This window comes from Xanthomonas phaseoli pv. dieffenbachiae, from assembly GCF_008639345.1.
Classification (GTDB): domain Bacteria; phylum Pseudomonadota; class Gammaproteobacteria; order Xanthomonadales; family Xanthomonadaceae; genus Xanthomonas; species Xanthomonas phaseoli.
Map to the genome: position 1 here is coordinate 5101591 of NZ_CP041380.1, position 26261 is coordinate 5127851.

Sequence of the window (26261 nt, forward strand, 5' to 3'; positions counted from 1 at the left end):
CACATGTCCTGCCCGGCGCCGCGATGGCCTGCATAGACTACGCGGTGCCAGGCTGCGCTTGCATCGCACCTGGGCCACCACCGCATGCACGCTGATGACCCAGGCGGTCGTCGTGCGCGGCGCGAAAGGGTGCAGTGCACACCACTGCATTGCGTGCAGCGATGTACGGCTACCGGTGCGTCGTACAGATGCGTTGCAACGTCCATATCACGCCCGCTACGCGATGTGCGTAGCGGGCAGATATCTTTTGGCGCGACTTGGCTGCACTTAGAACTTGTAGCGCAGGCCCAGCAAGTACTGGCGGCCGGTTTCGGTGTACTGCAGCGGCAACTCGCCGGTCTGCGGCGACCACACCCATTCGTCGGACGCTTCGTTGGTGAGGTTGATACCCTCCAGGCTCAGTTCCAGTTGCTTGCTGATCTTGTAGCGCAACGAGGCGTCGATCATGGTGGTACCGGTCATGCCGTGCACGCCATCGACGTTGAATCCCGCTTCGGTGCCGGGGGCCTGGGTCAGGTAGTCGTCGCGATTGGTGGCCGAGATGCGGCCGGCGAAAGACTCGCCCTCGTAGAACAAGGTCGCATTCCACGACGAGCGCGACAGCCCGGTCAGGTCGTTCTTCATCACCGGTGCGCCGGTGCTGGACAGGTACTGGATCTGCGAATCCACCCAGGTGTAGTTCAGTTGCACGCCCAGGTTGGCCCACTTGCCCGGCAGGAACGTAAATGGCTGGACATAGTTCGCTTCCACGCCCTTCAACTCGCCACCGGGTGTATTCAATGGAATGCTGAAGGTGAAGTCGTCGTTGATGCTGGCGCCGGTGCCATCCAGCAAGGAGGCCGGCAAGCCACTGCTGGCATACGGGCGCACTTCGCGTGCGGTCTGGATGAAACTTTCGATGTCCTTGTAGAACACGCCGACACCGAGCATCGCGCCTTCGTTGAAGTACCACTCCAGGCCAAGATCGACATTGGTGGCTTCGATCGGATCCAGATCCGGGTTGCCGCCGGACACGGTGCGTGCGCCACCGGCCACGGCCACGGTCACACCGGGCGTGAGGCTGCCCAGCCCGGGGCGCGACATCACCTTGGCCGCGCCCAGACGCAGCAGCAGGTCGGGCGCGAGCTCGGCCACCAGGTTGAACGAGGGCAACGTGTTGTTGTATTTGCGGCCCACCGTGGTCAGCGCCGGCGCGTTGTTGATCAACGCATAGCCGGTGGATTCCTGCTCGGTGCGCACATAGCGCACGCCGAAATTACCCGACAGCGGGATGGAGCCCAGGTCGGTGGAGAACTCGCCCATCAACCAGACGCCGCGGTCCTTTTCTTCGACGCTGCGGGTGTTGTTGGCACGCGGCGCCACGGCGTAGGTGCCGGCGTTGCTGTAGATGCCGAGCTGGTTGGCCACTGCATCCAGGTTGGGAACGACCCAGTTGGACGGGCTGCCGTTGATGCCCTTCAGGCCGGCCTGCTCGGTCAGGTCCGTCGGCACGATACGGGTGCCATCGGCGAAGGTCGGCACCGCAATTTCGCTGGCGCGACGCAGTTCAACCGTGCTGAAGGTGTAGTCCTTGGCCAGCACGCCACCCTTGAGGCGGAACCCGGGGCTGATGTTCCAGTTGAAGTCGATCTGCGCCGTATCGAAATCGTTGTCCACCGTCTGCGGACGCAGGCGGATTTCGGCCAGTTCCCACCCGGCAGGATTGGTCGGGTCGATGCCGTAGTTCAGCACCGGCGCACGGTTGTTGCCGCGATAGTCGTAGCTGTAGCCGTCGACGTCGTACTTGTCCATGATGATGGTGGTCTGCACCGGGTTCTCGTGCGCCGAGCGCGAGGTACCGACACGGCCGGACACGGAGAAGGCATCGCTGAAGCGGTGCTCCAGATCCAGGCTGACCTGCTTGAACTCGGTGTTCCACTCGTCGTGGCGGTTTTCCGAGCGGATATCGACGTTGTCGAATTCGCCGTACACCAGCGCGTTGTTGCGGATCTCACCATTGCGCACGATGGTGGCCGGCTTGCCGTCGCGGTCGGCGCGCCGCGGCGTGCCGCTGTCGCGACCGCGGCTGAAGGAGATGGCCTCGATGTAATGCTCATCGCGCGTGGCGTCGATCTTGGAGTACAGCGCGTCCAGCGAGATGGTGGTGCGGTCGGTGGGCTTCCACTGCAACGACCCGGTCACGCCCAGGCGCTGCTGGTCGTGTTCCATCTGCACATAACGCGGGAAGCGCGGGTGGTACACGTCGGCCGAGCGTGCGGCCGCAAAGGGCGATGCCGCACTGAAGTTGCCGTTGCTCGTCCCATTGGCCCAGCGGCCGGTGTTGGAGCCTTCTTCCAGCACCTGCCGTTCGGTATAGGCCACCGACAGCAAGGCGCCGAAGGTGTTGTCGGCCCAGGTATTGGCGATCAGCGCCGCTACACGCGGGTTGGCCTTCTCGGCCATGGCGTTGTAGGCCGCCTGGCCGCTGGCGGCAAACGTAAAGCCGCTGTAGTCGAACGGGCGCGCGGTGCGCAGGTCGATGGTGGCCCCCAGCGAGCCCTCTTCCACATCGGCCGAGGCCGTCTTGCGCGCGATCAGCTGCGAGAACAGGTCCGAGGCGAAGACGTTGAAGTCGAAGCCGCGGCCGCGGTTGGTGCCACCGCTCTGGTCGCCGGCGCCCACGGTGGTGAGCGCTTCCATGCCGTTGATGCGGACGCGGGTGAATTCCGGGCCCAGGCCACGCACCGTGATGGCGCGGCCTTCACCGGCGTCACGGGTGATCACCACGCCGGGAATTCGCTGCAGCGACTCGGCCAGGTTGAGGTCGGGGAACTTGCCGATGTCCTCGGCAACGATGGCATCGACCACGCCGGCTTCGCCGCGCTTGATGTCCAGCGCCTTCTCGACGCTGGCGCGGTAACCGGTCACCGTGACAGTGTCCAGGTCGACGGCGGGCTCGGCGGGCGATGGGGCGGCGTCTTGTGCGGCAGCCTGGCCGCTCAGCGCCATCCCGATCGACAGCGCAAGCAAGGTAACCGGTGTCTTCCGGCTGGTGGTCCGAAATTGCATGTCCTCCCCTCCCAAGGGTCCATGAACAATGTGAAATAGCGGGTTGAGAGCGGCAATGACACCGCTGGTCAAAATGACGTTACCAGCTGAATCGTCCCGTAACATCTTGCAGCGCAGCAGAAAACGCCACCAAATTTCCGAAAAACGGGTGCAAGCGGTCACTTCACGTCGCATCATGGCCGTAGCAGCCGGCATTTCGCGCCGGCTAGAATGACACCGATGGTCATCTCAGTGCGCGACGGCGCCCCCACCCGTCACGTACCACCCAGCCGAGGTAATTGCCGCATGAGCCGTGCCCGTATCCTGTGTTTTGGTGAGTTATTGCTGCGCCTGGGGGCGCCTGGCCATGCGCTGCTGCTGCAGCAGCCTCGGCTGGACGTGCACTGCGGCGGCGCGGAGGCCAACGTCGGCGTCTCGCTGGCGCATTTCGGCCATGCCGTGGCCATGGTCAGCACGGTGGCGGACAACCCGTTGGGCGCCGCGGTGCTGGGCGAACTGCGCCGGCACGACGTGGATACCCGCCATGTGCGGCGCGTGGACGGCCGCATGGGTCTGTATTTCCTGACGACCGGTGCGATCCATCGCCCCAGCGAAGTGATCTACGACCGCGCCGACTCGGCCTTTGCACTGGCACCGGCCGATGCCTACGACTGGCCGCGTCTGCTGGAAGGCGTGCAGTGGCTGCACCTGTCCGGGGTGAGCCCGGCATTGGGCGCGGAGGTGGCGCAGGCCACGCTGGCGGCGGCACGTGCCGCGCGTGCGGCCGGGGTGAAGGTGTCGTTCGACGGCAACTACCGGCCCAAGTTGTGGCAACGCTGGCAGGGCGATGCGCGCGGCATCCTGCATCAGCTGTTTGCCTGCGCGGATGTGGTGTTTGCCGATTACCGCGACATCGGCGTGGTGCTGGGCGGCGAGTTCGCGCAGGACACGCTGGAAGCGCGCGTGGAAGCGGCCGCGCAGCAGGCCTTCGCTGCATTCCCGCAGCTGCAGTTGATGGCCTGCACGCAACGCGTGGCGCATCACGTGGACCACCACAGCCTGGGCGCGATGCTGGTGCCGCGCGACGGCGCCGTGGCGCATGCACCCAGCGAAGAACTCACCCCCATCATCGACCGCATTGGCGGCGGCGACGCGTTTGCGGCCGGCGTGCTGCACGGCCTGATCGAAGGCTGGTCGCTGGAGGATACGGTGCGCTTCGGCCTGGCCGCCGGCTGCTTGAAGCATTCGATCCCGGGCGATTTCAATCCGCTCTCGGTGGCCGACGTGCAGGCGTGCGTGGGGGATGCGCGGTTTGATGTGCGGCGCTGACGCACCGGGATTGGGGAGTCGGGATTGGGGTTGGCAACAGCGCCGGAGATTCGGTGCTCTGGCCGGGCGCGTTGCTCCCAGCGCGGTGCGCTCAGGGATGATGCGCCCGTGGCTGACAGCGCTTACGTGTTTCAGGCGAGTGCACGGGTGCGAGGTTTGTTGGTGATCCGTCTGAGTGCTGCGCTCAGCAACACCACACATAGCGCCGCCGGGAGGCTGAAGAACAGCGTGACCAACAAGGCGTGGTTCCAGGGCGGTGCAGAGTCGTCCTGCATCACCGCGGCGCAGACGACGCCGTGGTGATCAACAGATTGGCGATCGCCTTCAATGACCAGTACAACCTGACGGAGCCCAGCAATGCAGCGCAGGCCACGCTGACCAGAAAGGCCAGGACGAGATGGGCGATGCATTTGTCCATTGGGTGCCGTGATTTGGGATTAGGGAGTTGGGATTCGTCACGGCAAGGACAACCAGCATCGCGTGCCGGTTGTCCTTGCGAAAAACGTTCGGGTCCGCTGAAGATCAGCGATGCAGACACCGCTCTTGCGAATCCCCAATCCCGGCAATCACCCCAACTCGATGCAATCGAAGCTGACATCCGTCGCCACATCGGCGTCGTAATCCACGTCGTCGCGCTCGAAGCCGAACAGCTTGAGGAACTCGTGCTTGTAGCCGGCATAGTCGGTGAGCTCGAACAGGTTCTCGGTGGTGACCTGCGGCCACAATGCCTTGCAGGCGTCCTGCACGTCGTCGCGCAATTCCCAGTCGTCCAGGCGCAGACGATTTTCGTCGTCCATCTGCGCCGGCTGGCCGTCTTCGCGGTACAGGCGCTCGCGGAACAGGCGGTCGAGCTGCTCGATGGTGCCTTCGTGCAAGCCCTTCTCCTTCATGATCTTGTAGACCATGGAGATGTACAGCGGCATCACCGGAATGGCTGCGCTGGCCTGGGTGACCACCGATTTGAGCACCGCCACATTGGCGCCGCCACCGTGCTTGGCCAGGCGCGCGTTCAAGCGCTGCGCGGTTTGGTCCAGGTCGACCTTGGCCTTGCCGAGTGCGCCATGCCAGTAGATCGGCCAGGTGATTTCGGTGCCGATATAGCTGAAGGCCACGCTGCGTGCGCCATCGGCCAGCACGCCGGCGCCGTCCAGCGCATCGATCCACAGTTCCCAATCCTGCCCGCCCATCACGGTGACGGTATCTTCGATCTCCTGCTCGGTGGCCGGCTCGATCGAAGCCTGGATGATGGTGTCCTTGTTGGTGTCGATGGCGGTGGCGGTGTAGGTCTGCCCGATCGGCTTGAGCGCCGAACGCTTCACTTCGCCGCTGCCCGGCAGCTTGCGCACCGGCGAGGCCAGCGAATACACCACCAGGTCGACCTGCCCGCCCATCTCGGTCTTGATCAGCTCGATCACCTTCTCGCGCGCGGCATCGGAAAACGCGTCGCCATTGATCGACTTGCTATACAGCCCCGCGGCCTTGGCATGTTTGTCGAAGGCGGCCGAGTTGTACCAGCCGGCGGTGCCGGCCTTGCTCGCGGTGCCGGGCTTTTCGAAGAACACGCCCAGCGTGTCCGCACCGAACCCGAAGGCAGCGGTGATGCGCGAGGCCAGGCCGTAGCCGCTGGACGCGCCGATCACCAGCACCTTCTTGGGGCCGTCAGTGCGTACGCCGCGCGCACGCGTTGCGGCGATCTGCTCAAGCACATTGCGCTCGCAGCCAAGCGGATGCGTGGTGGTGCAGATGAAGCCGCGCACTTTGGGATGGATGATCAACGTGGACTCCTGGTCAGCAAGATGCTGGCGGCATCTTAGTGCGTGTGGCGCGCGCGAAACAGCCTGATGCGTAAACACACGCCGCTGTATGGAAGCGCATGAGGTCCGCGGCACGGCGACCTGACGCCAGCACCTGCGCGCACCCAGCAACGAACAGCGACCACAATCGACTTTCGCGGCAGCGAGCTGTGCTACGTTTTCGCCTGCCGTGCCGTGCCGTGCCGTGCCTGGCCGCGCCTGATGGCGATTGTCGAGGCCCCTTCCAGTTGTGCGACCGGTATTTGAGCGATGTCTCTTCGAAGCGAGCGCGTCACGCAGCTGGGCTCCGTTCCGCGGTTCCGTCTTGGGCCATTGCTGGTCGAGCCGGAGCGGCTGACGCTGATCGACGACGGCCAGACCATCACGCTGGAACCGCGCATGATGGAAGTGCTGATCGCGCTGGCCGAGCGCGCCGGCGAGGTCATCAGCGCCGAGCAGTTGTTGATCGAGGTGTGGCACGGCAGCTTCTACGGCGATAACCCGGTGCACAAGACCATCGCCCAGCTGCGCCGCAAGCTCGGCGACGACAGCCGCCAGCCGCGCTTTATCGAAACCATCCGCAAGCGTGGCTACCGGCTGTTGCCGAAGGTGGTGTTTTCCGACGATTACCGCGGCGCGGTGATCGGCACGCAGGCGTGGGCGCATGGCAACCCGTACATGGGGCTGCAGGCATTCGACCCGGCACATGCAGACGTGTTCTTCGGCCGCAGCCACGCCATTGCGCAGGTGCTGGGCGCGTTGCGTGCGCAATTGCACAGCCAGCGCGGGCTGGTGCTGGTGAGCGGCGCCAGCGGCTGCGGCAAGACCTCGTTGCTGCGCGCCGGCGTGGTGCCGTTGTTGTGCCAGCCCGGCGGCCTGGATGGGCTGGAGGCCATCGCGGTGGCGTACTGCAACCTGGCGCAATGCCGCGGCGGCGATGTGCTGGAGACGCTCGCACGTGCACTGGGGCAATGGGCACCAGGCGAACGCGCGGTGTTGTCGCCGGCGCAGATGGCACGCCTGCCCGAATGGCTGCAGCAACCTGCGCCGCTGCACGCGGCCATCGACGAGGCGATGCGCCAAACCGGCCCAGCGCGCGAGAACGTGCACACCCAGCGCCATCTGCTGCTGGTCATCGACCATGCCGAAGCGATGGTGGCCACGCCCGGCATCACCGCCGCCGACCGCGCTGCGCTGGCGGCAGCGATGCACGCGCTGTGCGCCAGCGCGCACGTGGCCGTGCTGATGCTCACCCGCAGCGATTTTTATCCGCGCCTGATCGATGCACTGCCGGACATCGTCGAGCTCAAACGCGGCGATGGGCACGTGGATCTGCTGCCGCCACGCGATGGCGAGATCGGCCAGATCATCCGCGTGCCGGCAGCGATGGCCGGGCTGCGCTTCGAAGAAGACCACAGCGGCGCCGGTCGCCTGGACGATGTACTGCGCGATGCCACCACGCGCCAGCCCGATGCGTTGCCGTTGCTGCAACATCTGCTGCATGCCCTGCATGCGCAGCGCAGCGACGACGGCGTGCTGACGTTCGCCGCGTATCGCGCCCTGGGCGGCCTGGAAGGCGCGCTGGCGCATCATGCCGAGCAGACCTTTCGCGCATTGCCGTCCGATGCGCAGGCCGCGCTGGGCCAGGTGCTGGCGCTGCTGAGCGTGATCCACCCCGACAGCGATGCCGTCACCGCGCGGCGTGCGCTGTGGTCGGCCCTGCCGGCCAGCAGCCCAACGCGCGTGCTGGTGGATGCGTTCGTGCATGCGCGTTTGTTCGTCAGCGAGCTGGTGGCCGGCGAGCCGGGCTTTGCGGTCGCGCACGAAGCCTTATTGCGGCAGTGGCCGCGTGCGGCCGAGTGGATCCATGAAAACCGCCGCCTGCTGCAGGCGCGCAAGCGGCTGCAACTGGCGGCGCAACGCTGGGCCGCCGAAGGCCGGCGCAGCGATCACTTGCTCAACAGCGGCCGCCCGCTGAGCGAAGCACGCGAAGCTGCGCGGCGCATGCCGCAGGATCTGGACGCACTGGATCATGCCTTCCTGCGCGCCTGCGAACGCTCGCAACGCCAGCGCCGCGGCCTGTACGCCGCCGCCGCCGCCTTGCTGGTGGTGCTGGCCAGCGCCTCGCTGCTGCTCGGCTGGCGGGCGCGCCAGGCCCAGCAGGTGGCCGAACAACGCCGCGATCAAGCGCAGCAACTGGTGGGCTACATGCTGGGCGATCTGGCCGAGCAGTTGCGCACCGTGGGCAACCTGAAATTGCTCGACAGCGTGGGCAGCCGTGCGCTGCGGTATCTGGAAGATTTGCCCAGTGCCGAGATGCACACCGGTGATTTGATCAACCACGCCCGTGCCCTGCGCACCACCGGCGAAGTGTTGATGAACCAGGGCAAGGGGAAAGAGGCCCATGCTGCGTTCACGCGTGCCGCCGCTACCGCCGAACAGGCGCGCATGCAGGCGCCAGATGCATTGGAAGCGCAGGCGGAAGCCGGCCAGGCCGCGTACTGGCTCGGCTATTTGGCGTATCAGGCCAAGCAGCTGCCGTTGGCGCGCACGCACTGGTTGCAGTATCTGGGGGCCTGCGAACACTTGGTACGCGCAGCTCCACAGGATCCGCGCTGGCAACTGGAGTTGTCGTATGCGCTGAACAACCTGGGCACCTTGTCCAGAAGCGAAGGTCACACCACTGCGGCGATCGAGTTCTTTGCACGTTCCATCGCACTCAAGCGCCAGGTATTGGCGCGCACGCCGGATAACGCGGCAGTCCGCTACGAACTCGTCGATAGCCTGTCTTGGCTAAGCCTTGCGCAGGAAAATCAGGGCTTGCTGGCGCCAGCAGAACAAGGCTACCGCGAGCAGATCGCGGTGCTGCGCGTGTTGGTGAAGAACGATCCGGATGCCAATGCGTGGCGACGGCGCATGGCCACCTCGTTGCTACGCACCTCCAATCTGGCGCTGGCGCGCGGCCACCTTGCGCAGGCGCAGGCCGACGCGCAGGCCAGCGTGGACATCCTGGAACCGCTGGTCGCGCTGCAGCCGGACAACCGGACGTGGCAACGCGATCTGGCGCATGCCTACGCGCAGGCCGGTTGGGTTGCCGCACTGGATGGGCGCGCCGATGCTGCCACCCGCCAACTCACCCAGGCGCGTCAGACGCTGGCAGGCTTGCTGCAGCGACAACCGCTGCCGGAATGGCAATGGCTGGATGCCATCATTGCTCTGCGCTTGAACCGGGTGCAGGGGCTGCATGGCAGCGAGCAGACCTCCAGCCTGGCGGCGATCGTGGCGCGGCTGGACGCCTTGCATCGGTCCAGGCCCACCGATCTGCTCGGCGTGTCGGCGCTGGCGCATGCCCTGGTTTGGTATGGCGAACAACTGGACGCCAGCGGCGATCACGTCGGTGCACGCGCCGCCTGGCAACGCACGGTGGCAGTGCTCGGCGCCGATATCGGCAATAGTCGCGACAAGACCTTGCTCGATCCCTGGATTCGCGCACAGATCCATCTGGGTCGGCGCGCTGCCGTGACGCAACAGCTCGGATGGCTGTATCAAGCGGGCTACCGCCACCCGGGATTCGTTTCCCTCTATGCCCCGCTCTTCAAGGAATCACCAACGTCATGACCGATCCCAAGATCATCACCATCACACTGACCGTGGCGCACGTCGAGTTCGGCGGCAATACCGGCAGGGGCGCCTACTTCTACAGCTTCTCGCCGGACCTGCTCATCTGTGGCAAAGGCGAACAGGATGTGACCCTGCGCTATGCGTTCTGCGAATCGGTGCCCCACCGCTTCAAGATCATCAGCCTGCTGAATTCCGATTCGACGGGGCAGATCGGCCCGCCGGACATCGCCCATGACGGCAGTTGGGTGAAGGTGGTGAACGCCAACAAACATCCGACACTGATCTTTTTCACCGTCGTGGTGAAGGACACGCACACGGGCGCGCATTTCAGCTGCGACCCCCAGGTCGGCAACGACCCGGAAATTTCGCCGATCGAATTCGGGCGTCACTGATCCTTGCGTCCATTTCCGTCCGACGGTTCGCCGCCGGACGGGAGCCGCCGCGCGATCAAGCGATGGCTCAGGCGCACACGACAAGGGACCCGGCCGCAGCGGACTTCCTGCACGCGCGATGCGCCTGCAGGCAGGTGCTCAGTTGGTGTCCCGAACGTAGGTATCGATTGCCTTGGGCGTCAGGGCAATCACGCGACCGGCAGGAACACTGGATATCACATAGTTGTCTGGCGCATCGCTTTTGAAAGGCACGTCGAACGTGGACGCGAGAATGCGCGCCCACCCTTCCGGGTAGGTGCTGCCGCTGACATGGACAACACTCATCGAAGGCCAATGCACTTGGCGTTTTGTCTGCGGATCCGTCAGGTCGGCCTGGCCGATCAGCACCCGACGCGATTGGAGTTGATGTGTTTTGGCACGTGCTGCGGGCTGAAGCTTGAAGCTATAGGTTCCGCTTTCAGGGTAATGCAGCTCGATGATCGATGCCGGCGAGGCGACGGTGACTTGAAATTCTTTCTCGTACGCGGCCTTGGTTGACCTGGCGCCCTCAAGCAGGCGCCACTGGCGATCGGCAATCGGACGCGCCGATACGATGACCGCGCCCCCCTGTTCCAGCATCGGCGCGTCGACGGTCACGATCAGTCGCGACGATAACGTCGGCTGTTTTGCACAGCCGGTGGCGGCCATGAGCAAACAGGCGATAGCCAAAACGGCGCAGCCAATCCGATACCTGCCCATCGTGTCACTTCCTCAACGCGGCCCACCAGCATGGCCGCTCCATGCGGCCTTGCGTCTTTATACGTTCCTTCGCATCGACCGTGTTGCTGCGCGTCTCGCGCGTGTCGCCCGATCCTGCAGGTTGACGGCGTGCTGCTGCCCGCCCGCGGCATCGATCTGGCGCCGCATGCACTGCGTGGCGCCTGCTCCTAGCCGCCGCTGCGAGCGTGGTGCATCCCAGGTCACCCTGGGAGCGTGGCTAGCTGTCGGCCGATTTGCGCAGCCGCTCGTCGCGCTCGGTTCCGTTGCTGAAAGCCGGCTTGATCTGGCCACGGCTCGACCACGTGCCGGCCGTGCCCGTGCCGATGCCCGCGCGTTCAGGGTCATCGGTTTGGCCGACCTGGCGTGGGCGACTCGCCAGACCTTGCCGGCAACCTGCTCCATCGAAGCGCCTGATCAGTCGATCGCAGGCATGGGCAGCGGTTCCCTGCACTGCCGACGCGCATCCCACGACGACCCGCATGTCGCGTTCGGCGACCGCTTGGGTCGGCAAGGCTGCGCGGGGCCAACTGACCGGCAATTCGGCCTGGGTTGACGCCCCCCAGGCGCTGGTGGACAGCGCGACGATCAACACGAACCACGACCGGGCCAGGCGCATGACGGACTCCGCAAAGACCGGAGCGCGGCGCGTCCCCGGGCGGCATCGCTGGCCGCCGGATCACCTTCGTGCGTGGCCTCGCGCCAGACCTGACGGCAACCTTACGGTTGCCTGCCGAAGCTGACGGCTGGCTATAAATCCTTATAAAACAGTCACATAGAAATGTAGGCCTGTACAAGCTCGGCACCCGGGACAGCGTGTCTGGGGGCGAAATGGCAGCAAGTGGTATTGGCCGTACCCTCACCCCAACCCCTCTCCCGAGGGGAGAGGGGCTTGCGTCGTGTCGGGCAGCAGCAGACTTCGGTCGTTCTGCGGCGGGACAAGGTGGCACGTAGTTGCAGGATGACGGTGCAAGGCTGCGCACTGTTCTGGGATGCCAGGCGGAAGCAGCCGGTGAGGCCGACTGCAAGTTCAGGTGATGGCTGAGCTTGTCCGGGTTGGCTGTCTGCCGCCGTACCCTCGCCCCAACCCCTCTCCCGGGGGAGAGGGGCTTGCGTCGTGTCGGGCAGCAGCAGACTTCGGTCGTTCTGCGGTGGGACAAGGTGGCGCGTAGTTGCAGGATGACGGTGCAAGGCTGCGCACTGTTTTGGGATGCCAGGCGGAAGCGGCCAGTGAGGCCGACTGCAAGTTCAGGTGATGGCTGAGCTTTGTTCGAGTTGGCTGTCTGCCGCCGTACCCTCACCCCAACCTCTCTCCCGAGGGGAGAGGGGCTTGCGTCGTGTCGGGCAGCAGCAGACTTCGGTCGTTCTGCGGCGGGACAAGGTGGCACGTAGTTGCAGGATGACGGTGCAAGGCCGCGCACTGTTTTGGGATGCCAGGCAGAAGCGGCCGGTGAGGCCGACTGCAAGTTCAGGTGATGGCTGAGCTTGTTCGAGTTGGCTGTCTTCCGCCGTACCCTCACCCCAACCCCTCTCCCAGGGGGAGAGGGGCTTAGGTTCTATTTAGCTTTAGGGCTTTCCGATCCGATCCCCACCTGCCCGCTTTTCCGAATCCCCAATCTCGAATCCCCAATCCCCAATCTCAAATCCCGAATCCCGATTCCCGATTCCCGATTCCCGATTCCCCGCCCTCAAATCACCCGCAACGTGATCGCCTTCAACACCGCCCGCGTGCGGTCGCGGGTGCCCAGCTTTTCCAGGATGGTGGAGACGTAGTTCTTCACCGTGCCTTCGGCCAGGAACAGGGTGCGGGCGATTTCCTTGTTGGAATAGCCTCCGGCCAGCAGGCGCAGGATCGCCACCTCGCGTTCGTTGAAGGTCTCCCGCGGGGCCTGCTGGTCGCGGAACTGGTAGCGGGCGCGCACCGGGTCGGTACTGACCGGTTGCAGCAAGGTGTCGCCTGCGGCAACGCGCTCGATCGCCTCGCGCAGGTCTTCCGGGGCGGCGTCCTTGAGCAGGAAGCCCTGCGCGCCGGCCTCGCTGGCGCGGAGCAGCAGGTCGCTGTCGTCGAAGGTGGTGAGCAGCAGCACCGGGGTGCGGTCGCCGCGGGCGCGCAGGTGCTCCAGTGCCTGGATGCCGTCCAGGCCGGGCATGCGGATGTCGCTGAGCACCACGTCCACCGTATGGATGGCCAGCGCAGCCAGCAGGCCCTGGCCGTCGTCGGCTTCGCACACCACCTCCACGCCCTGCTGCTGCAGCAGCGCGCGCAGGCCGGCGCGCACCAGGATCTGGTCGTCGGCAAGGGCAATACGACGTGAACTCATACCGGTAGTCTCGCGATCAGGTGCATGCCGCCGGTGGGCGTGCGGCCAAGGTCCAGCTGGCCGTGCAATGCGGCCAGGCGTTCGCGCATGCCGGTAATGCCGTTGCCTTCGCGGATGCGCTCGGCGCGGCGGCCATCGTCGCAGATGTCCACGTGCAACTGTGCGCCTGCGCAATGCAGGTGCACGGCCACTTCATCGGCGTCGGCATGCCGCGCGGCGTTGGTCAGTGCCTCCTGCACCAGCCGCAGCAGCAGCTCGGCCACGCGCGCATCGGTGACACGCACGTCGGCATCGATCTGCAGGCGCAGCGCCGGGCGCGGGAAGGGGGCGGCCAGCGCGCGCAAGGCGGTCTGCAGGTCCAGGCCCTGGTCGTCGCGCAGCGATTGCACCACGTTGCGGATGTCCGACAGCAGTTCGGCCGACAACTGCTCCACCACCGCCACCTCCTCGCGCTGTGCCAGGGCCGGGTCGGCGCTGAGCAGGCGCAGGTTGATGCGCATGGCGGTGAGCTTGTGCCCGGCCACATCGTGCAACTCGCGCGCCAGCCGCAAACGCTCGGCATCGCGCGCACTGTCGGCCAGCAACGCGCGGGTGGCCAGCAGATCGGCGTTGACATAGGCCAAGGTGTCGCGTGCGCGCTCGGCACTGCTGGCGTAATGGGCGGTGAGTGCGGCAAAGGCCTGGAAGCCGGCATAGATGCTCACGATCAACAAGGCGCGATCAAAGCCTGCGTGCACCAGCACCGCGTACATGCCGGCGTTCAACACCAGCGCCAGCAGCAGCACGCGCAACGGCGGCCAGGTCATGCCCGCCTGCGCCACCAGCATCACCAGCAGGACCGGCGCGGTGCCGGCACGCGGCTCGATCCAGACCAGCAGCAATGCCAACACCGCTTGCAGCAGGGTGGCCACCGTGCGCAGTGCATGCGTTTGCGGCAACACGGTGTGCAACACGAACAATGCGGTGAAGCCGGCCAGCGCGCCCCAGCGCCAGGCACCGTGGGCAGAGGCATCGGGCATGAACGACAGTGCGACCGCGGCGATGGTGAACGCAGCGGCCAGACGCAGGGGATGTAACAGGTGGCGGAAGGAAGAGTTCATGCGGCGATGCTGACCGCCATGCAGGCGCTCGGCAATGGTGCGCAGGCAGAAGGTGACTTCTGGCAGGTGGGATCGATGACCTGCGGCCCCTGGCACGGGCGCGGTGCGCGCGCAGACTGGCCTCATCCACTCACCGCGTTGCCACGGAGTCACACCATGTCTGCTTCCAGTCTGTTTATTGCGCTCAACCTGGTCTGGGGTGGCTATGAGCTGCTGCTCAGCCGTCGTCGCCGCGCCAGCGATGGTGGCGCCCACGATCAAGGCACCCTGAAACACCTGTGGCGGGTGTTGTCTGCGGCAGTCGCTGTTGCGGTGGTGCTGGCCTATAGCGGCCTGGCGCACTGGCCGCGGGGCTGGGATGCGCCGCTGCAGTGGGCCGGCTGCGCCTTGATCGGTAGCGGGCTGGCGTTGCGCGTATGGGCCATCCAGGTGCTGGCGCGCTGGTTCACGGTGGATGTGACCATCCAGCCCGATCACCAGTTAGTGCGTCGCGGCCCGTATCGCTGGCTGCGGCATCCATCGTACACCGGCGCGCTGCTGGCCTTTTACGGGCTGGCGCTAGGCATGGGCAATGCGTTGTCGGTGATGGCGATCGTGGTGCCGGTGACCTGGGTGTTCCTGCACCGCATTTGCATCGAAGAGGCTGCGTTGCGGCGCGCCTTCCCGGTGGCTTACCCGGCGTATGCGAAACAGAGCCGGCGCCTGCTGCCGCTGGTGTGGTGAGGCCAGCGACTGTGTGGCAGGCAACGCCAGGCATCGAGACGCCCCGCAATCTCGCCGCCCGGCCGCAGCGGGCCTGGCAACCCACCGGCCCCACCGATCGTCTTACACTCGGCGGCTCCCCCGCCGCCGCCGTGCCGTCTTCGATGATCATTTCCGCCGCTTCCGACTACCGCGCCGCCGCCGAAGCACGCCTGCCGCCCTTCCTGTTCCATTACATCGATGGCGGCGCGTATGCCGAGCACACCTTGCGGCGCAATGTCTCGGACCTGGCCGACGTGGCGCTGCGCCAGCGGGTGCTGCGCAATATGTCGGATCTGCGCCTGAGCACCGAGCTGTTCGGCGAAACCCTGGCGATGCCGGTGGCATTGGCGCCGGTCGGCCTCACCGGCATGTATGCACGCCGCGGCGAAGTGCAGGCCGCGCGTGCGGCGGCCGCGCGCGGGATTCCGTTCACCCTGTCCACGGTGTCGGTGTGCCCGATCGAGGAAGTGGCGCCGGCCATCGAACGGCCAATGTGGTTCCAGCTCTATGTGCTCAAGGACCGTGGTTTCATGCGCAATGCGCTGGAACGGGCCAGGGCCGCGGGCGTGACCACGCTGGTGTTCACCGTGGACATGCCCACGCCCGGCGCGCGCTACCGCGATGCGCACTCGGGCATGAGCGGGCCCAACGCGGCGCTGCGGCGCATGCTGCAGGCGGTGACGCACCCGCGCTGGGCCTGGGACGTGGGCTTGCTGGGCAAGCCGCACGATCTGGGCAACATCTCCGCCTACCGCGGCAGCCCCACCGGCCTGCAGGATTACATTGGCTGGCTGGGCGCCAACTTCGACCCGTCCATTGCCTGGAAAGACCTGGAATGGATCCGCGAATTCTGGACCGGGCCGATGGTGATCAAGGGCATCCTGGACCCGGAGGATGCACGCGATGCGGTACGCTTCGGCGCCGACGGCATCGTGGTCTCCAGTCACGGCGGCCGTCAGCTCGACGGCGTGCTGTCCAGCGCACGCGCGCTACCGGCCATCGCCGATGCGGTGAAGGGCGAGCTGAAGATCCTGGCCGATTCGGGCATCCGCAGCGGGCTGGACGTGGTGCGCATGCTCGCCCTGGGTGCCGATGCGGTATTGCTGGGCCGCGCGTTCGTCTACGCGCTGGCGGCTGGCGGCCAGGCCGGCGTGGAAAACCTGCTGACCCTGATCGAAAAGGAAATGCGCGTGGCGATGACGCTGACCGGCACGCAGTCCATCGCCGACATCAGCGCCGACGCGTTGAGCCGGGTCACGCGCGAGCGGGCAGAGACGATCTCGCCCTGAAGCGGCTGGCAATGTCGCAACCGTCGCCCGGCACGTGTGCAAGGCGCGCCCAGACCAGCGCGGTACTGCCGATTCCAGGCACCGGCCAGGCACGCATGGCGGCAGGGCACTTTCTTGGTTGCTCTGGACGCGGCGAACGACACTGACCTCATCGCTTGCCGGCGCAGGTAGCCCGGAAACGGGTGTCGATCTCTCGCAATTCAACGACGCTCATACAGCGTGTTGTTGCTCTGGCGCCACCGGCCCGGCTGATGAGGACGGCGCTGGTAGTCCAGCGTTGCTCCTGGCGGCGCCAGGTGCACAGCATCGCTGCGGGACGTGCGCCACCTCAGCTGCACGCCAGGCATGGTGCGCTTGGCGCGCCCGGTTATCCGGCCTTGCGCCGGGGTGCAGCGCTCTTGGCGGCAGTCTTCTTGGTCGCCTTGCCTGCGGTCTTCTTGACGGCCTTCTTCGCCGCTTTTTTGCTGGCCGTTTTCTTCGCAGGTGCGCTTGCCGTTTCGGCCGTGCTGGATTTCTTGGCTGGCGTGCGCGTGTTGGCCTGCAGGCTCTTCTGCAGCAACGACATGAAGTCCACCACGTTGGTGGTGGCGTCTTCATGCTGAGGGGGCTCGACGTCCACGGTGGTCGTGCCGCCCTTCTCCTGGATGCGCTTGCGCAGGATCTTTTCCAGCTTGCCGCGGAATTCGTCGTGGTAATCCTCCGGCTGCCAGGTGCCGGACATCGACTCGATCAGCTGCTTGGCCATCTCCTGTTCCTTGGGCGTGATGCGGTACTCGCCCACCGCACCGGCCGGCAGCTTGAAGTCCTGCGGGTCCACCACTTCCTGCTGATAACGCAGCAGCAACAAGATCAATGCATCGCCCTGCGGCATCACCGCCGCCAGATACTCGCGGGTGCGGATCACTACCTTGGCAATGCCCACCTTGCCGGTGTCGCGCAAGGTTTCGCGCAGGAGCACGTAGCCCTTTTCGGCCTTCTTGCCCGGCACCAGGATGTAGGGCTTTTCGAAATAGCGTGGATCGATGTCGGCGGCATCGACGAAGGTTTCCACCTCGACCGTTTCATGGCTTTCCGGCGCCGCAGAGCGGATATCCTGTTCTTCGACGATGACGTAGCTGCCCTTGTCGTATTCGAATGCCTTGACGATCTCCTTCCACGGCACCTCGTCGCCGGTGTCGGCATTGACGCGTTCGAAGCGGATCGGTTTCTTGTCGCGCGAATCCAGCATCCGGAAATGCAGATCCACCTTGCGCTCGCCCGACATCAACGACACCGGCACGTTGAGCAAGCCGAAGGAAAGGGTTCCGGTCCAGATCGGTCGTGCCATCAGTGCGCTGCTCCATGAATTGCCGCTTCGGGAATGTGGTCCAGGGCCAGCCAGGCATCTTCGACGATGTCGCGCACATGCGGCCAGTCCAGTCGCGAGGCACCACGCATGCTGTCCCACTGCGCGGCCAGGGCCTGCTCGCAATCGATATCGGCCCCACGCGGCCAGTCGGCGGCATGGGTGAACCGCGCGAACGCATAGGCCGGCGATAGATCGCGCCAGGTAGGCCCGCCACGCCGGCGGCGGCGCTGGTAGTCGGCCAGGCTGTAGCAATGGAAGTCCTGCGCCACGCCCGCGGTGTCCGGCATGGGCGAAGTGCGATGCGCGCGCCTGGGCGGAGCGGGCTCGACATGGGCACTGAACAGGCGACGGTCGGGGCGGCGATCCTGGGGGCGCATGGCGGCTCCACGGTGCGGCATTGGGGGGCTGACATCAGTAACGCCGCTGCCGTGAGCCATGCGTGAGAAATTCGCTTGCACGACGCGATTTGCGTGCCCTTCACCGCAGGCGCGGTGAACTGCTCGCCCGTCTTGCTGTCAGGAGTCCACCATGTCCCGCGACCCGTTACGCGACCAACCCGCCCAGCCGGGCGAACAGCATGGCAAGCGCGATGCCGAACACTACGAAGACCGCGGCGCTGGCGATGCGCCCGGGCGCCTGATTCCCGCCGATGACCAGACGCCGGCCAAGAAGCCGGGAAGCGCGCCATCAACGGGGGAAGCTGACTGAAGACGCGTTCCTGGCAGCGATCTGGCTGCAAGCAGGGTGGTTTAGCGCAAGCCAACCGTCACCAGGCCAGCGATGTCGGATTTTCGCTGTTGCGTCGCGCCATGCCGGTGCGCCGCGGCGGATTGGCCGAGCGGCTGCGCCAGGCCGACGGCAGCGTACCGTTCCCGGACGAGATGCCCGGCCAACCGCCTGTCCGTTCGGCGCTGGCAGACGCACGCCGTGGGAAGCGCGCCCATCGCGACGCATGCCGTCGCGACGTTCACCGCCCAAACAAGATCAGGCATGTTGGGCGACGCATCGGCTACGACGTCACCGCCTCACTCTGTCCCGTTCTCCATCGATGGCCGAGGGCGCGGCAGGAACGGAGCGAGCAGGTCCCTGCGGGAAATGCGCGAGCCTTTCGATATCGCTGGCTGCGCCTGCATGGGAGCGAAGATGCGCCGCAGCTCGGCCGGTTGGATCGTGGACAGGAAATAGGGGCGCCACAGCGTCAATTCGTGGTTGTCGGCCAGATTGATCCTGCTCGCCGGCTGGTCGGTGGAGGTGACGAACTGCGCGAAGCGATCGCCGCAGCCGCTGCCGGCACGCTCGGCAGCGGCTGCGGCATCGCTGTCGTGGTGCCAGTGCGGGTGATGCATGAACAACGGCGTGGACTGGATCGGATCCAGCGCACGGACGAACTGGCGTAGCGCGAATCGCAGTGCGTTGTCCTTGGATTTCAGTGTCTCCATATAGACCGTCTCGATGCCCGCCTGCCCCAGGCGTGGCGGGTTGAAGGCATACACGCTGACATTGCCGCTGACCCCGTCCGCACGCAGGAAGTGCGCAATATCGAAGCCGGCGACCGTGGCCACGGCCGCGCCCAGGCTATGCCCCGTCAATGAGATCGACAGCGCCTTGCCGCTGCCCCGCGCGCGGCCCGCATAGCGTGTCAGCACGTCCTTCATGACAGCGCCGTCGGTGCGCGGCAGCTGCGCCTCGGACTGCCACCATTCCTGCCAGCCGGCGCCCACATTGCCCAACGTCGGCAAGCGCTCGTCCAACAGATTGACGTGCGGCCGTGCGATTTGGCTCTTCAAGTCGCATAACACATCGTCCGAAGCATCCAGGCGCGTGCCGGAACAGCCCAGCACCACGACGATCGCCTCGTCCGTCGCGCCCTCCCACAGTTTCAACCGCGGCGTGGACATCGGCGCATCGAGATGGAGCCCACCGATATCGGCGACCGCCGCCAGATCCGCCGTGTACGCTTCGCTGGCGCAGGCGCGCATGCATTCGAGCACCACGCAGCAGTGCATCTCCCATTGCCGATCCCGCCCGGGCGACTGCGCCACTGTGCCATCTACCTGCGCAATCGCAGCGGCGAGATCGCAGGTTTGCGCATCGATCTGCAGCAGGCGCGCGCCAGAGGACGGTGTCGCGTTTGCCGCGACCGAACGCGGCGCCTGGCGCACACGCCTGACCGGCGAAGCGCCGAGGCCGGCGAATACCCCTGCGCGGTCGCGCTCGCGGCAGGGAGAGACGGCAACGCAGACAGGCACGCTGGCGCCGGCGCCGGGCGACTGCACGGACGGCCGACTTGGCAAGGACGTCGCAGTCGTTCGCATGGCGCAGCTTCCGGACCAGTCTGCCGGGATCTTAGCCTTGGCCCTGCCTGGCGAGCGGCACGCAGCGAACTACTGTATGAAAAACGGTAGCCGGCAAGGCGCGGTGGCGCGGCGCAGACAGGCTGGACTCAGTGCGCGAAATCCCACTGCAGGCCCACCGTGTAGGTGCGGTCCGGGCCAGGTTCGTCATAGCGGCCGTTGCCATCGTTGACGATGACCGAGCCCACGTACTGCCGGTCCAGCACATTGTCGATGCGTGCGAAGGTGCGCAGTGCGCCGTAGGTCGTCGTCCAGCGACGCGAGGCTTCCAGGTTCACCAGCGCGTAGCCCGGCGCGCGCTCGGTCGCCAAGTCGTTGACCACGGTGGCGCCGGAGGCCACCGATTCGGCAGCGAACTGCCACTGCGCCGGCTGCCATTGCCAGCGTGCAAACAGCTGCTGGCGCGGCACGCCCGGCAGGCGCGAACCACTGGCCACCACTGCGGTAGGCGTGGCGCAGCCGCTGCTGGCACAGGTGAGGTAGCCATCGCGCACGGTGGCATCGACGAAGGTATAGGCCAGCTGCAGCTGCTGGGCGGCACCGATTGGCTGTTGCCAGCTGAGCTCTGCACCCTGGCGCCGGGTGGCGCCGATGTTGCGATAGGTGCTGCGCCCGTTGGTATTGCTGGCCACCGCCAGCTCGTCGTCGGTGTCGGCGCGGAAGACCGCAAATTCCAGCGCCGCGCCGCTTTGCGCGCGCCACTTGCTGCCCACTTCGTAGTTGCGGCTGGTGGCCGCGCCCAGGTCCAGCGCCAGGCCGGCGCCGCCATCGCTGCGGTAGCCCAGTTCGTTGAAGGTGGGCGTTTCGAAGCCGCGTCCGACCGAGGCGTAGAAACGCAGATCCTCCGCGGCACGGAACACGATGCCGGCGACCGGCGTGGTCGCCGAATAATCGCGCCGGCCGCTGTCGTCGGGATTGCGCCCGACGATGTAGTGGTCGTCCGAGTCGAAGCGCACCTGGCTATGGCGCACGCCCAGCAGTGCCGACCAACGCTCGCTCCACTGCCACCACAGTTGCGCAAACTGGTCCACGTTCTCGACCTGGTCGCGCTGGTTGCGGCGCAGTGCGCCCTTGACGCCCAGCGTATCGCCGAGGAAGTTTTCGTAACCGGTGCGATGCTGGCGCTGGCGGTCGGCATTGGCGCCGACGGTCAGCTGCAGGGGCCGGCCCAGCGCGTCGCCCTGCCAGGCCCAACGCGCATCGGCACCGTCGTAATTGCTGTCCAGATCGATCACGCCACCCGAATGCAGCGGGTTGCGCTGCACCGCCACCGGGATCGCCAGGAACTGCTCCACGCTGCGCTGCCCGCCATAGGCCATCAGGCGCAACGTCTGGTTGTCCCATTGCTGGGTGAAGATCGCACCGGCCTGCGACTGACGCACCGATTTGCGGGTGTTGAACTGGGTGGCCACCGAGGTGGCTTGCGCCGGGTCGGCGTTGAACTGGGCGCGGGTCAGACCAAGCGGATCCTGGGCATCGGGTGCGTCCAGATAATTGAGCACCAGGTCCAGCCGGCGGCCGGCGGCGAGATCGAACCCCAGCTTGGCATTGACCGACTCGCGCCTGGCGCGGCTATGGGCGCGGAAGCCATCGGTGTCGAAATGATTGGCCGCCACGTTGTAGTGCACCGCGCCCTGCTGGCCGAGCAATTGCGCACCGACATTGACGGTGGCGTTGCTGCCATAGGTGGCGCGCAGCCGCCACGGGTCGTCCGGCTGGCCGTCGGCACTCCACAGCTGCAGCACGCCGCCGGAGGAATTGCCGTACAACGCCGAAAACGGTCCGCGCAGCACTTCCACCCGCTGCGCGCCCAGCACGTTGAAGTGCGATAGCTGGCCCTGGCCGTCGGGCATGCTGGCCGGAATGCCGTCCACCAGCAGGCGCACCCCGCGCACGCCGAAGGTGGAGCGCGCGCCGAAGCCGCGGATCGACAGCTGGGTGTCCTGCGCGTAGTTCTGGCGGTCGCGCGCCACCAGCCCGGGGATGCCGTCCAGCAACTCGGAGACCTGCGCGCCGCGGCGGTTGTCGTCATCGGCCGCCACCACGGTGAACGAGGCCGGCAGGTCGAAGTCGTCCACCCCGCGCACACGCGCGGCGTCCACCTGCACGGTGGGCAAGCGCTGGATCGGGGTGGCGGCGGGCGGCGCCGGATCGGCGGCCAGGACGGGCGATGTAGCGCCCGTGGCGAACAGGCCGCAGGCGGCGGCCAACAAGGTGAGTCTGGACATGCACCTAGTGTCCCTCATCCGTACTGTCAGTGCATTGTTGCGTACGGAACGAAGCATGCTACGCCGGCCATGGGCTGCTACGATGAGGTGGTTTGGCCCAGCAGCGGCCAACGATCCGGAAGTACCCCACTCTTTCGTCCTTCAGCGAGTCTTGCCGTGTCCTTCTTTGCAAACGTGGAACAGGTTCCAGGCGACCCCATCCTGGGCCTGACCGAGGCCTACAACGCCGACAGCCGCCCCAACAAGGTCAACCTGGGCGTGGGCATCTATTACGACGAGAACGGGCGCATCCCGCTGTTGCGCGCCGTGCACAAGATCGAGCAGCAGCTGGCGCAAGACGCCAAACCGCGCGGCTATTTGCCCATCGACGGCCTGGCTGCATACGACAAGGCCACCCAGGAACTGCTGTTCGGCGCCGACTCTGCGCTGGTGACCTCCGGCCGCGTGGCGACCTCGCAGACCGTGGGCGGCAGCGGCGCATTGCGCGTGGGTGCCGACCTGCTCAAGAAGCTGCTGCCCACCGCCACCATCGCCATCAGCAACCCCAGCTGGGAAAACCATCGCGCAGTGTTCGGCGCGGCCGGCTTCGAGGTTGTCGATTACACCTACTTCGATGCCGCCAGCCATGGCCTGAACTTCGACGGCATGCTCGCCGACCTGGCCAAGCTGGAGCCGGGCACCGTGGTGTTGCTGCACGCCTGCTGCCACAACCCCACCGGCGCGGACCTGAGCCGCGAGCAGTGGAAGCAGGTGGCCGGGCTGCTGAAGGAACGCAACCTGTTCCCGTTCGTCGACATCGCCTACCAGGGCTTCGACCAGGGCATCGAGGCCGATGCCTACGCGGTGCGCCTGCTGGCGGCCGAAGGCATCGACAGCTACGTGGTGGCCAGCTCCTACTCCAAGTCGTTCTCGCTGTATGGCGAGCGCGTGGGCGCGCTGTCGGTGGTCTCGGCCACCGCCGCCGAAGCCAAGGCCGTGCAGTCGCAGGTCAAGCGCATCATTCGCACGATCTACTCCAGCCCGTCCACACACGGCGCCGCACTGGTGGCCGGCGTGCTGACCAGCCCGGAGCTGCGCGATCTGTGGGAGCAGGAACTGACCGAAATGCGCGAGCGTATCCATTCCCTGCGCGCCGGGCTGGTGGAAAAACTCGCCACGCTGGGTGCGCCGGAATTCGACTTCATCCAGCGCCAGGCCGGCATGTTTTCGTACTCGGGCCTGACCCGCACGCAGGTGGACCGCCTGCGCGACGAATTCGCGATCTACGCCGTCGGCACCGGCCGCATCTGCGTGGCAGCACTGAGCCAGCGCAACCTGGACTACGTGGCCCAGGCCGTGGCCACTGTCAGCCGGACCTGACCGGCAGACCGTCCAGCTAAACCTTAGAATCACCCAAGCCATATTCTCCTAATTTTTAATATTTAAATGAAATTATTTGTTACTTGACTTCATGCCCGGCCATTCATACCTTGTTTAGGTGCCCGAACCGGGCACCTAACGTAAGGATACGGCAATGCGGCTAGGTGTATTTTTGATTCTCTCGTGCCTTTTTACTGCACCAACTGCAATGGCAGTGACGAAGACTTGTGATGGGTGCACGGACGCTCAAATGCAAACAATGGTTAGGCAGATACTAATCTTCGAGGGGGGCGCATATAAAAACCCCCGTCAACCCGCGTACGTGGCAAATCCCCAGTCAAAAACTGTCCTGAAGGGAACTTATAGTTGGAGTTATGAGTCGGATGGAGAAACAATTGTTCAACATGTCACAATGACCCCTGTAGAGAGTCAAATTCTGGGCTATGTCAATACTTTAGCTGCAGCATATGGCGACAGGATACTAACTAGCAGCGCTATAGGCCTACCGACTCCAATGGCCCGACCTCTGTCTATGACATCATAAACAATCCGTCTCGTGAGCAGCAGGTCGTCAGCGCAATCGAGAACTCAAAGGCGGACTTTTTTCAAAGAGCGGCAGAGGCTGCAAAAGTAATAAACCCATTTCCTGGCTTCAATCCAGGCGCGGTTGGTTTAACGGTGAAATTCTTTTTTAAAGACGGAAGCACTGCAACGTATACTTTTGACAGTCAAACGAAGTCCTGGGCGCGGGTGAAAGACAGCCAACGCGATTCTAGTGGCAATATCGTGCCCCTAACGAAGTCTGACTTCGCGGGGGGTCCCGGTAGTACGCGCACTTACGACTTCACCAATAGTCAGACTGACATGGATAAATTTTATTCATGGGCCAATCAAAATGGTATCAAGTTCACTCAAGCTACGGGATCTGGATCGAGGACGGGCGTGACTTGCATTAGCACTGAAGATGGCGTGGTCTGTCATATAGTTGCTTATTAGCCACATGAACCTTTCGAAAAGCTCAGCAAGGACCAGATGGTCCTTGCTGATTTTGTTCTGTGCACTTGCTGCACTCTTCTTTTTCTTGTTTTGTAAGACAGAGAGAGCTCCTGGGCGCAAAGAAACAGTGCCCTCATCCCATCAAGTGGTCGCTTTACATTCGGAAGGGAAATTTAACAGCCCATCCATTGATACGATCCCAACCACTTCTGTGCCCGCACGGATGTCCCTTGACGACTTGGAAAGGCAATCCAGCCGAGGCGATGCCAAGGCAGCGTGCCACGTGGCGGCTATTTATGAGCAATGCCTGATGCTACTCCGCCAATATGACGACATATTAGCGATGATCGAGACGAAGAACCAAGGCGCTTCTGGCTATTTTGAGGCACTTCGATTGCGCTCCGATTATTGTGCTGGCATCTCAATAAATACAAACGACGCCATCGACAAATGGAAAGATGCTGCACAGAAGGGCAGCACCAATGGCATGAGAGGTTACGTCAGCGGCTCTTCTCTCTTGGGGATTTCGGACGCCACAAAGTACCGTGATGCTCTCAGGGAATACTCTCGCTCTGCCGAGGGCTTCGCATGGAAACTAGCAGATCGGGGCGACATCAATGCAATTATTGCATTAGCGCACGCTTATAATAATGGACCTACGCCGGCCGGATCCAAGCTATCCCAAGTGGTAGAAAAAGACCAAGTCAAGGCACTGGCTATCTTTTATTATCTTCAGAACTCATCATCTCACATGACGACGCACTCTGCCTCTGAGAATCGAGTAATGGAGCTTGCATCGAGATCCATCAAGAAACTTGAATCCAGCTTGAGCGCGACATCGATTCGCGATTCAGCAATTATGGCAGGCACTTTAACAAAACGCTGGACCGCCCCTCTAAACTACGAAAAAATTTTCATGTCAACTCTTGAGGACGGAACATTAAGCTCTGCCCAAGCTGAAGACTGCCAAGATGAGGACAACCGCAATTGAAAATTAAACACAGTGCCTGCATCGCCGCGATCTTGATTTCTCTTGCATCGCTATGGCTCACGCAGTTCAATCAGTTCCATCGTTATTATTTAGCCCCCATTATTTTTTCAGCCGCTACGGTTGCGACCTTAACAACTCAAGAAAAAAGCATAGGTCGCCACTTTGAGATGGTTGCAACTCTAAGCATACTTGCTCTTTCTATTTTCTTAGGCTTACAGCACTATACTCTGTAGACATAATGAATTATTAGGGGTATGACTAGAGCGGCTAATAAAACTACTGCGGGCCGTCAGGCGTGCGTACACTGCGATTCTGAGCGTGCCGTCCGCACCCACCTGACGACCGCTCGCTACGTTTTGTTAGCCGCTCTTAGCCTCACCGGTGTGCAGGCCTGGAGGCAGCCGGGTTAGAGTTTTTTTGGCGAGCTTCTGGACCAGCAGCAGGTTGCGCACTCCGGCCGGAGTGTACCTTTCGGTGAGGCTCCACTGTATTCATGGCGCCTGCCAAAGTGCGATGGTCGCTAGCTACTGCGCTACTCTATCTCGTGACGGCGCGTCGTCGGCGACGCACGATAGCTGCAGGGGGACAGCTCGCTCTTCAGCGCATCCGCGCA

General features: G+C 64.6%; 20 protein-coding genes, 1 other RNA gene and 1 pseudogene. 10 read left to right on the plus strand and 12 right to left on the minus strand.

The features are described 5' to 3' along the window. Positions 1 to 267: 267 nt before the first annotated feature. Positions 268 to 3048: a TonB-dependent receptor gene (locus FLG15_RS22650; RefSeq protein ID WP_057679213.1), complete on the minus strand. Its 2781-nt coding sequence runs from the start codon at positions 3046 to 3048 to the stop codon at positions 268 to 270. Positions 3049 to 3333: 285 nt separating this feature from the next. Here FLG15_RS22650 and FLG15_RS22655 point away from each other — a divergent pair, with 285 nt between their 5' ends. Further along, positions 3334 to 4356 (plus strand): sugar kinase, encoded by a 1023-nt coding sequence (locus FLG15_RS22655; RefSeq protein WP_150147489.1) that lies wholly within the window; start codon positions 3334 to 3336, stop codon positions 4354 to 4356. Positions 4357 to 4487: 131 nt separating this feature from the next. On the opposite strand, the pseudogene FLG15_RS22660 reads toward FLG15_RS22655, so the two are convergent. Together FLG15_RS22660 and fabV are read right to left on the minus strand one after the other, a co-directional pair. Next, positions 4488 to 4774, minus strand: a pseudogene (locus FLG15_RS22660) (hypothetical protein). A gap of 148 nt (positions 4775 to 4922) precedes the next feature. Next, complete coding sequence (fabV, locus tag FLG15_RS22665) at positions 4923 to 6131, minus strand: enoyl-ACP reductase FabV (RefSeq protein ID WP_057679214.1); 1209 nt, start codon at positions 6129 to 6131, stop codon at positions 4923 to 4925. A gap of 288 nt (positions 6132 to 6419) precedes the next feature. Between fabV and FLG15_RS22670 the strand changes: the two genes are divergently transcribed. Further along, positions 6420 to 9767 carry an nSTAND1 domain-containing NTPase gene (locus tag FLG15_RS22670; protein ID WP_150147491.1) on the plus strand — a complete coding sequence of 1116 codons (3348 nt, stop codon included), beginning with the start codon at positions 6420 to 6422 and terminating at the stop codon, positions 9765 to 9767. After that, positions 9764 to 10162 (plus strand): hypothetical protein, encoded by a 399-nt coding sequence (locus FLG15_RS22675; RefSeq protein WP_150147494.1) that lies wholly within the window; start codon positions 9764 to 9766, stop codon positions 10160 to 10162. The genes FLG15_RS22670 and FLG15_RS22675 overlap by 4 nt, the downstream gene beginning before the upstream one ends. 138 nt (positions 10163 to 10300) lie before the next feature. Here the strand turns inward: FLG15_RS22675 and FLG15_RS22680 are convergent, their stop codons facing one another. The 4 genes from FLG15_RS22680 to FLG15_RS22695 all read right to left on the minus strand — a co-directional run bounded on the left by FLG15_RS22680 (position 10301) and on the right by FLG15_RS22695 (position 14435). Further along, on the minus strand, positions 10301 to 10849 hold the full coding sequence (locus FLG15_RS22680; protein ID WP_150147497.1) for a hypothetical protein: 549 nt from the start codon (positions 10847 to 10849) through the stop codon (positions 10301 to 10303). A 289-nt stretch (positions 10850 to 11138) separates the two neighbouring features. Beyond that, positions 11139 to 11537 carry a hypothetical protein gene (locus FLG15_RS22685; RefSeq protein ID WP_057680101.1) on the minus strand — a complete coding sequence of 133 codons (399 nt, stop codon included), beginning with the start codon at positions 11535 to 11537 and terminating at the stop codon, positions 11139 to 11141. Between the two features lie 1069 nt (positions 11538 to 12606). Further along, a complete protein-coding gene (locus FLG15_RS22690) occupies positions 12607 to 13239 on the minus strand; it encodes a response regulator transcription factor (RefSeq protein ID WP_057678975.1) in 633 nt (210 codons plus the stop codon). Further along, entirely contained in the window at positions 13236 to 14435 is a 1200-nt protein-coding gene (locus FLG15_RS22695; protein ID WP_150147499.1) for a sensor histidine kinase, read from the minus strand. The genes FLG15_RS22690 and FLG15_RS22695 overlap by 4 nt, the downstream gene beginning before the upstream one ends. Positions 14436 to 14495: 60 nt before the next feature. Between FLG15_RS22695 and FLG15_RS22700 the strand changes: the two genes are divergently transcribed. Continuing rightward, positions 14496 to 15062, plus strand: a complete 567-nt coding sequence (locus FLG15_RS22700; protein ID WP_057678973.1) for a methyltransferase family protein — start codon at positions 14496 to 14498, stop codon at positions 15060 to 15062. A 143-nt stretch (positions 15063 to 15205) separates the two neighbouring features. Next, positions 15206 to 16372 carry an FMN-dependent L-lactate dehydrogenase LldD gene (lldD, locus tag FLG15_RS22705; protein ID WP_150147502.1) on the plus strand — a complete coding sequence of 389 codons (1167 nt, stop codon included), beginning with the start codon at positions 15206 to 15208 and terminating at the stop codon, positions 16370 to 16372. Between the two features lie 367 nt (positions 16373 to 16739). Here the strand turns inward: lldD and ku are convergent, their stop codons facing one another. Both ku and FLG15_RS22715 read right to left on the minus strand, forming a co-directional pair. Beyond that, positions 16740 to 17699: a non-homologous end joining protein Ku gene (gene ku / locus FLG15_RS22710; protein WP_039574436.1), complete on the minus strand. Its 960-nt coding sequence runs from the start codon at positions 17697 to 17699 to the stop codon at positions 16740 to 16742. Continuing rightward, entirely contained in the window at positions 17699 to 18064 is a 366-nt protein-coding gene (locus FLG15_RS22715) for a hypothetical protein (RefSeq protein ID WP_335338816.1), read from the minus strand. The genes ku and FLG15_RS22715 overlap by 1 nt, the downstream gene beginning before the upstream one ends. A 184-nt stretch (positions 18065 to 18248) precedes the next feature. Here FLG15_RS22715 and FLG15_RS22720 point away from each other — a divergent pair, with 184 nt between their 5' ends. Continuing rightward, positions 18249 to 18428: a hypothetical protein gene (locus FLG15_RS22720; RefSeq protein ID WP_057678971.1), complete on the plus strand. Its 180-nt coding sequence runs from the start codon at positions 18249 to 18251 to the stop codon at positions 18426 to 18428. Between the two features lie 41 nt (positions 18429 to 18469). On the opposite strand, the gene FLG15_RS22725 is transcribed toward FLG15_RS22720, so the two are convergent. From FLG15_RS22725 to FLG15_RS22735, 3 genes are all read right to left on the minus strand, one after another. After that, positions 18470 to 18712 (minus strand): hypothetical protein, encoded by a 243-nt coding sequence (locus FLG15_RS22725; RefSeq protein WP_237377068.1) that lies wholly within the window; start codon positions 18710 to 18712, stop codon positions 18470 to 18472. Positions 18713 to 18745: 33 nt separating this feature from the next. After that, on the minus strand, positions 18746 to 19996 hold the full coding sequence (gene xopAP / locus FLG15_RS22730; RefSeq protein ID WP_150147505.1) for a XopAP family type III secretion system effector: 1251 nt from the start codon (positions 19994 to 19996) through the stop codon (positions 18746 to 18748). Between the two features lie 167 nt (positions 19997 to 20163). Continuing rightward, a complete protein-coding gene (locus tag FLG15_RS22735; RefSeq protein WP_209226280.1) occupies positions 20164 to 22302 on the minus strand; it encodes a TonB-dependent receptor family protein in 2139 nt (712 codons plus the stop codon). 156 nt (positions 22303 to 22458) lie between these two features. On the opposite strand from FLG15_RS22735, the gene FLG15_RS22740 reads away from it, so the two are divergent. The 4 genes from FLG15_RS22740 (at position 22459) to FLG15_RS22755 (ending at position 26013) form a co-directional block, all read left to right on the plus strand. Continuing rightward, positions 22459 to 23661, plus strand: coding sequence for an amino acid aminotransferase (locus tag FLG15_RS22740; RefSeq protein WP_057678968.1), 1203 nt, complete (start codon positions 22459 to 22461; stop codon positions 23659 to 23661). Positions 23662 to 24700: 1039 nt separating this feature from the next. After that, the gene (locus tag FLG15_RS22750) at positions 24701 to 25648 is read left to right on the plus strand and encodes a hypothetical protein (protein ID WP_240476563.1); all 948 of its coding nucleotides are present in this window, start codon (positions 24701 to 24703) and stop codon (positions 25646 to 25648) included. After that, a complete protein-coding gene (locus tag FLG15_RS23695) occupies positions 25645 to 25881 on the plus strand; it encodes a hypothetical protein (RefSeq protein ID WP_139791005.1) in 237 nt (78 codons plus the stop codon). Before FLG15_RS22750 ends, FLG15_RS23695 begins: the two co-directional genes overlap by 4 nt. Positions 25882 to 25943: 62 nt before the next feature. Beyond that, positions 25944 to 26013: non-coding RNA, sX9 sRNA (locus tag FLG15_RS22755), on the plus strand. Positions 26014 to 26261 lie beyond the last annotated feature (248 nt).

Excerpts from the sequence above, each read along its gene's own strand:
- ku (WP_039574436.1), bottom strand. The coding sequence starts at position 17,699 with ATGGCACGACCGATCTGGACCGGAACCCTTTCCTTCGGCTTGCTCAAC.
- FLG15_RS22690 (WP_057678975.1), bottom strand. The coding sequence starts at position 13,239 with ATGAGTTCACGTCGTATTGCCCTTGCCGACGACCAGATCCTGGTGCGC.
- FLG15_RS22670 (WP_150147491.1), top strand. The coding sequence starts at position 6,420 with ATGTCTCTTCGAAGCGAGCGCGTCACGCAGCTGGGCTCCGTTCCGCGG.
- FLG15_RS22650 (WP_057679213.1), bottom strand. The coding sequence starts at position 3,048 with ATGCAATTTCGGACCACCAGCCGGAAGACACCGGTTACCTTGCTTGCG.
- FLG15_RS22685 (WP_057680101.1), bottom strand. The coding sequence starts at position 11,537 with ATGCGCCTGGCCCGGTCGTGGTTCGTGTTGATCGTCGCGCTGTCCACC.
- lldD (WP_150147502.1), top strand. The coding sequence starts at position 15,206 with ATGATCATTTCCGCCGCTTCCGACTACCGCGCCGCCGCCGAAGCACGC.
- FLG15_RS22735 (WP_209226280.1), bottom strand. The coding sequence starts at position 22,302 with ATGTCCAGACTCACCTTGTTGGCCGCCGCCTGCGGCCTGTTCGCCACG.
- FLG15_RS22720 (WP_057678971.1), top strand. The coding sequence starts at position 18,249 with ATGTCCCGCGACCCGTTACGCGACCAACCCGCCCAGCCGGGCGAACAG.
- FLG15_RS22680 (WP_150147497.1), bottom strand. The coding sequence starts at position 10,849 with ATGGCCGCCACCGGCTGTGCAAAACAGCCGACGTTATCGTCGCGACTG.
- FLG15_RS22700 (WP_057678973.1), top strand. The coding sequence starts at position 14,496 with ATGTCTGCTTCCAGTCTGTTTATTGCGCTCAACCTGGTCTGGGGTGGC.
- FLG15_RS22675 (WP_150147494.1), top strand. The coding sequence starts at position 9,764 with ATGACCGATCCCAAGATCATCACCATCACACTGACCGTGGCGCACGTC.
- FLG15_RS22725 (WP_237377068.1), bottom strand. The coding sequence starts at position 18,712 with ATGCCTGATCTTGTTTGGGCGGTGAACGTCGCGACGGCATGCGTCGCG.
- FLG15_RS22655 (WP_150147489.1), top strand. The coding sequence starts at position 3,334 with ATGAGCCGTGCCCGTATCCTGTGTTTTGGTGAGTTATTGCTGCGCCTG.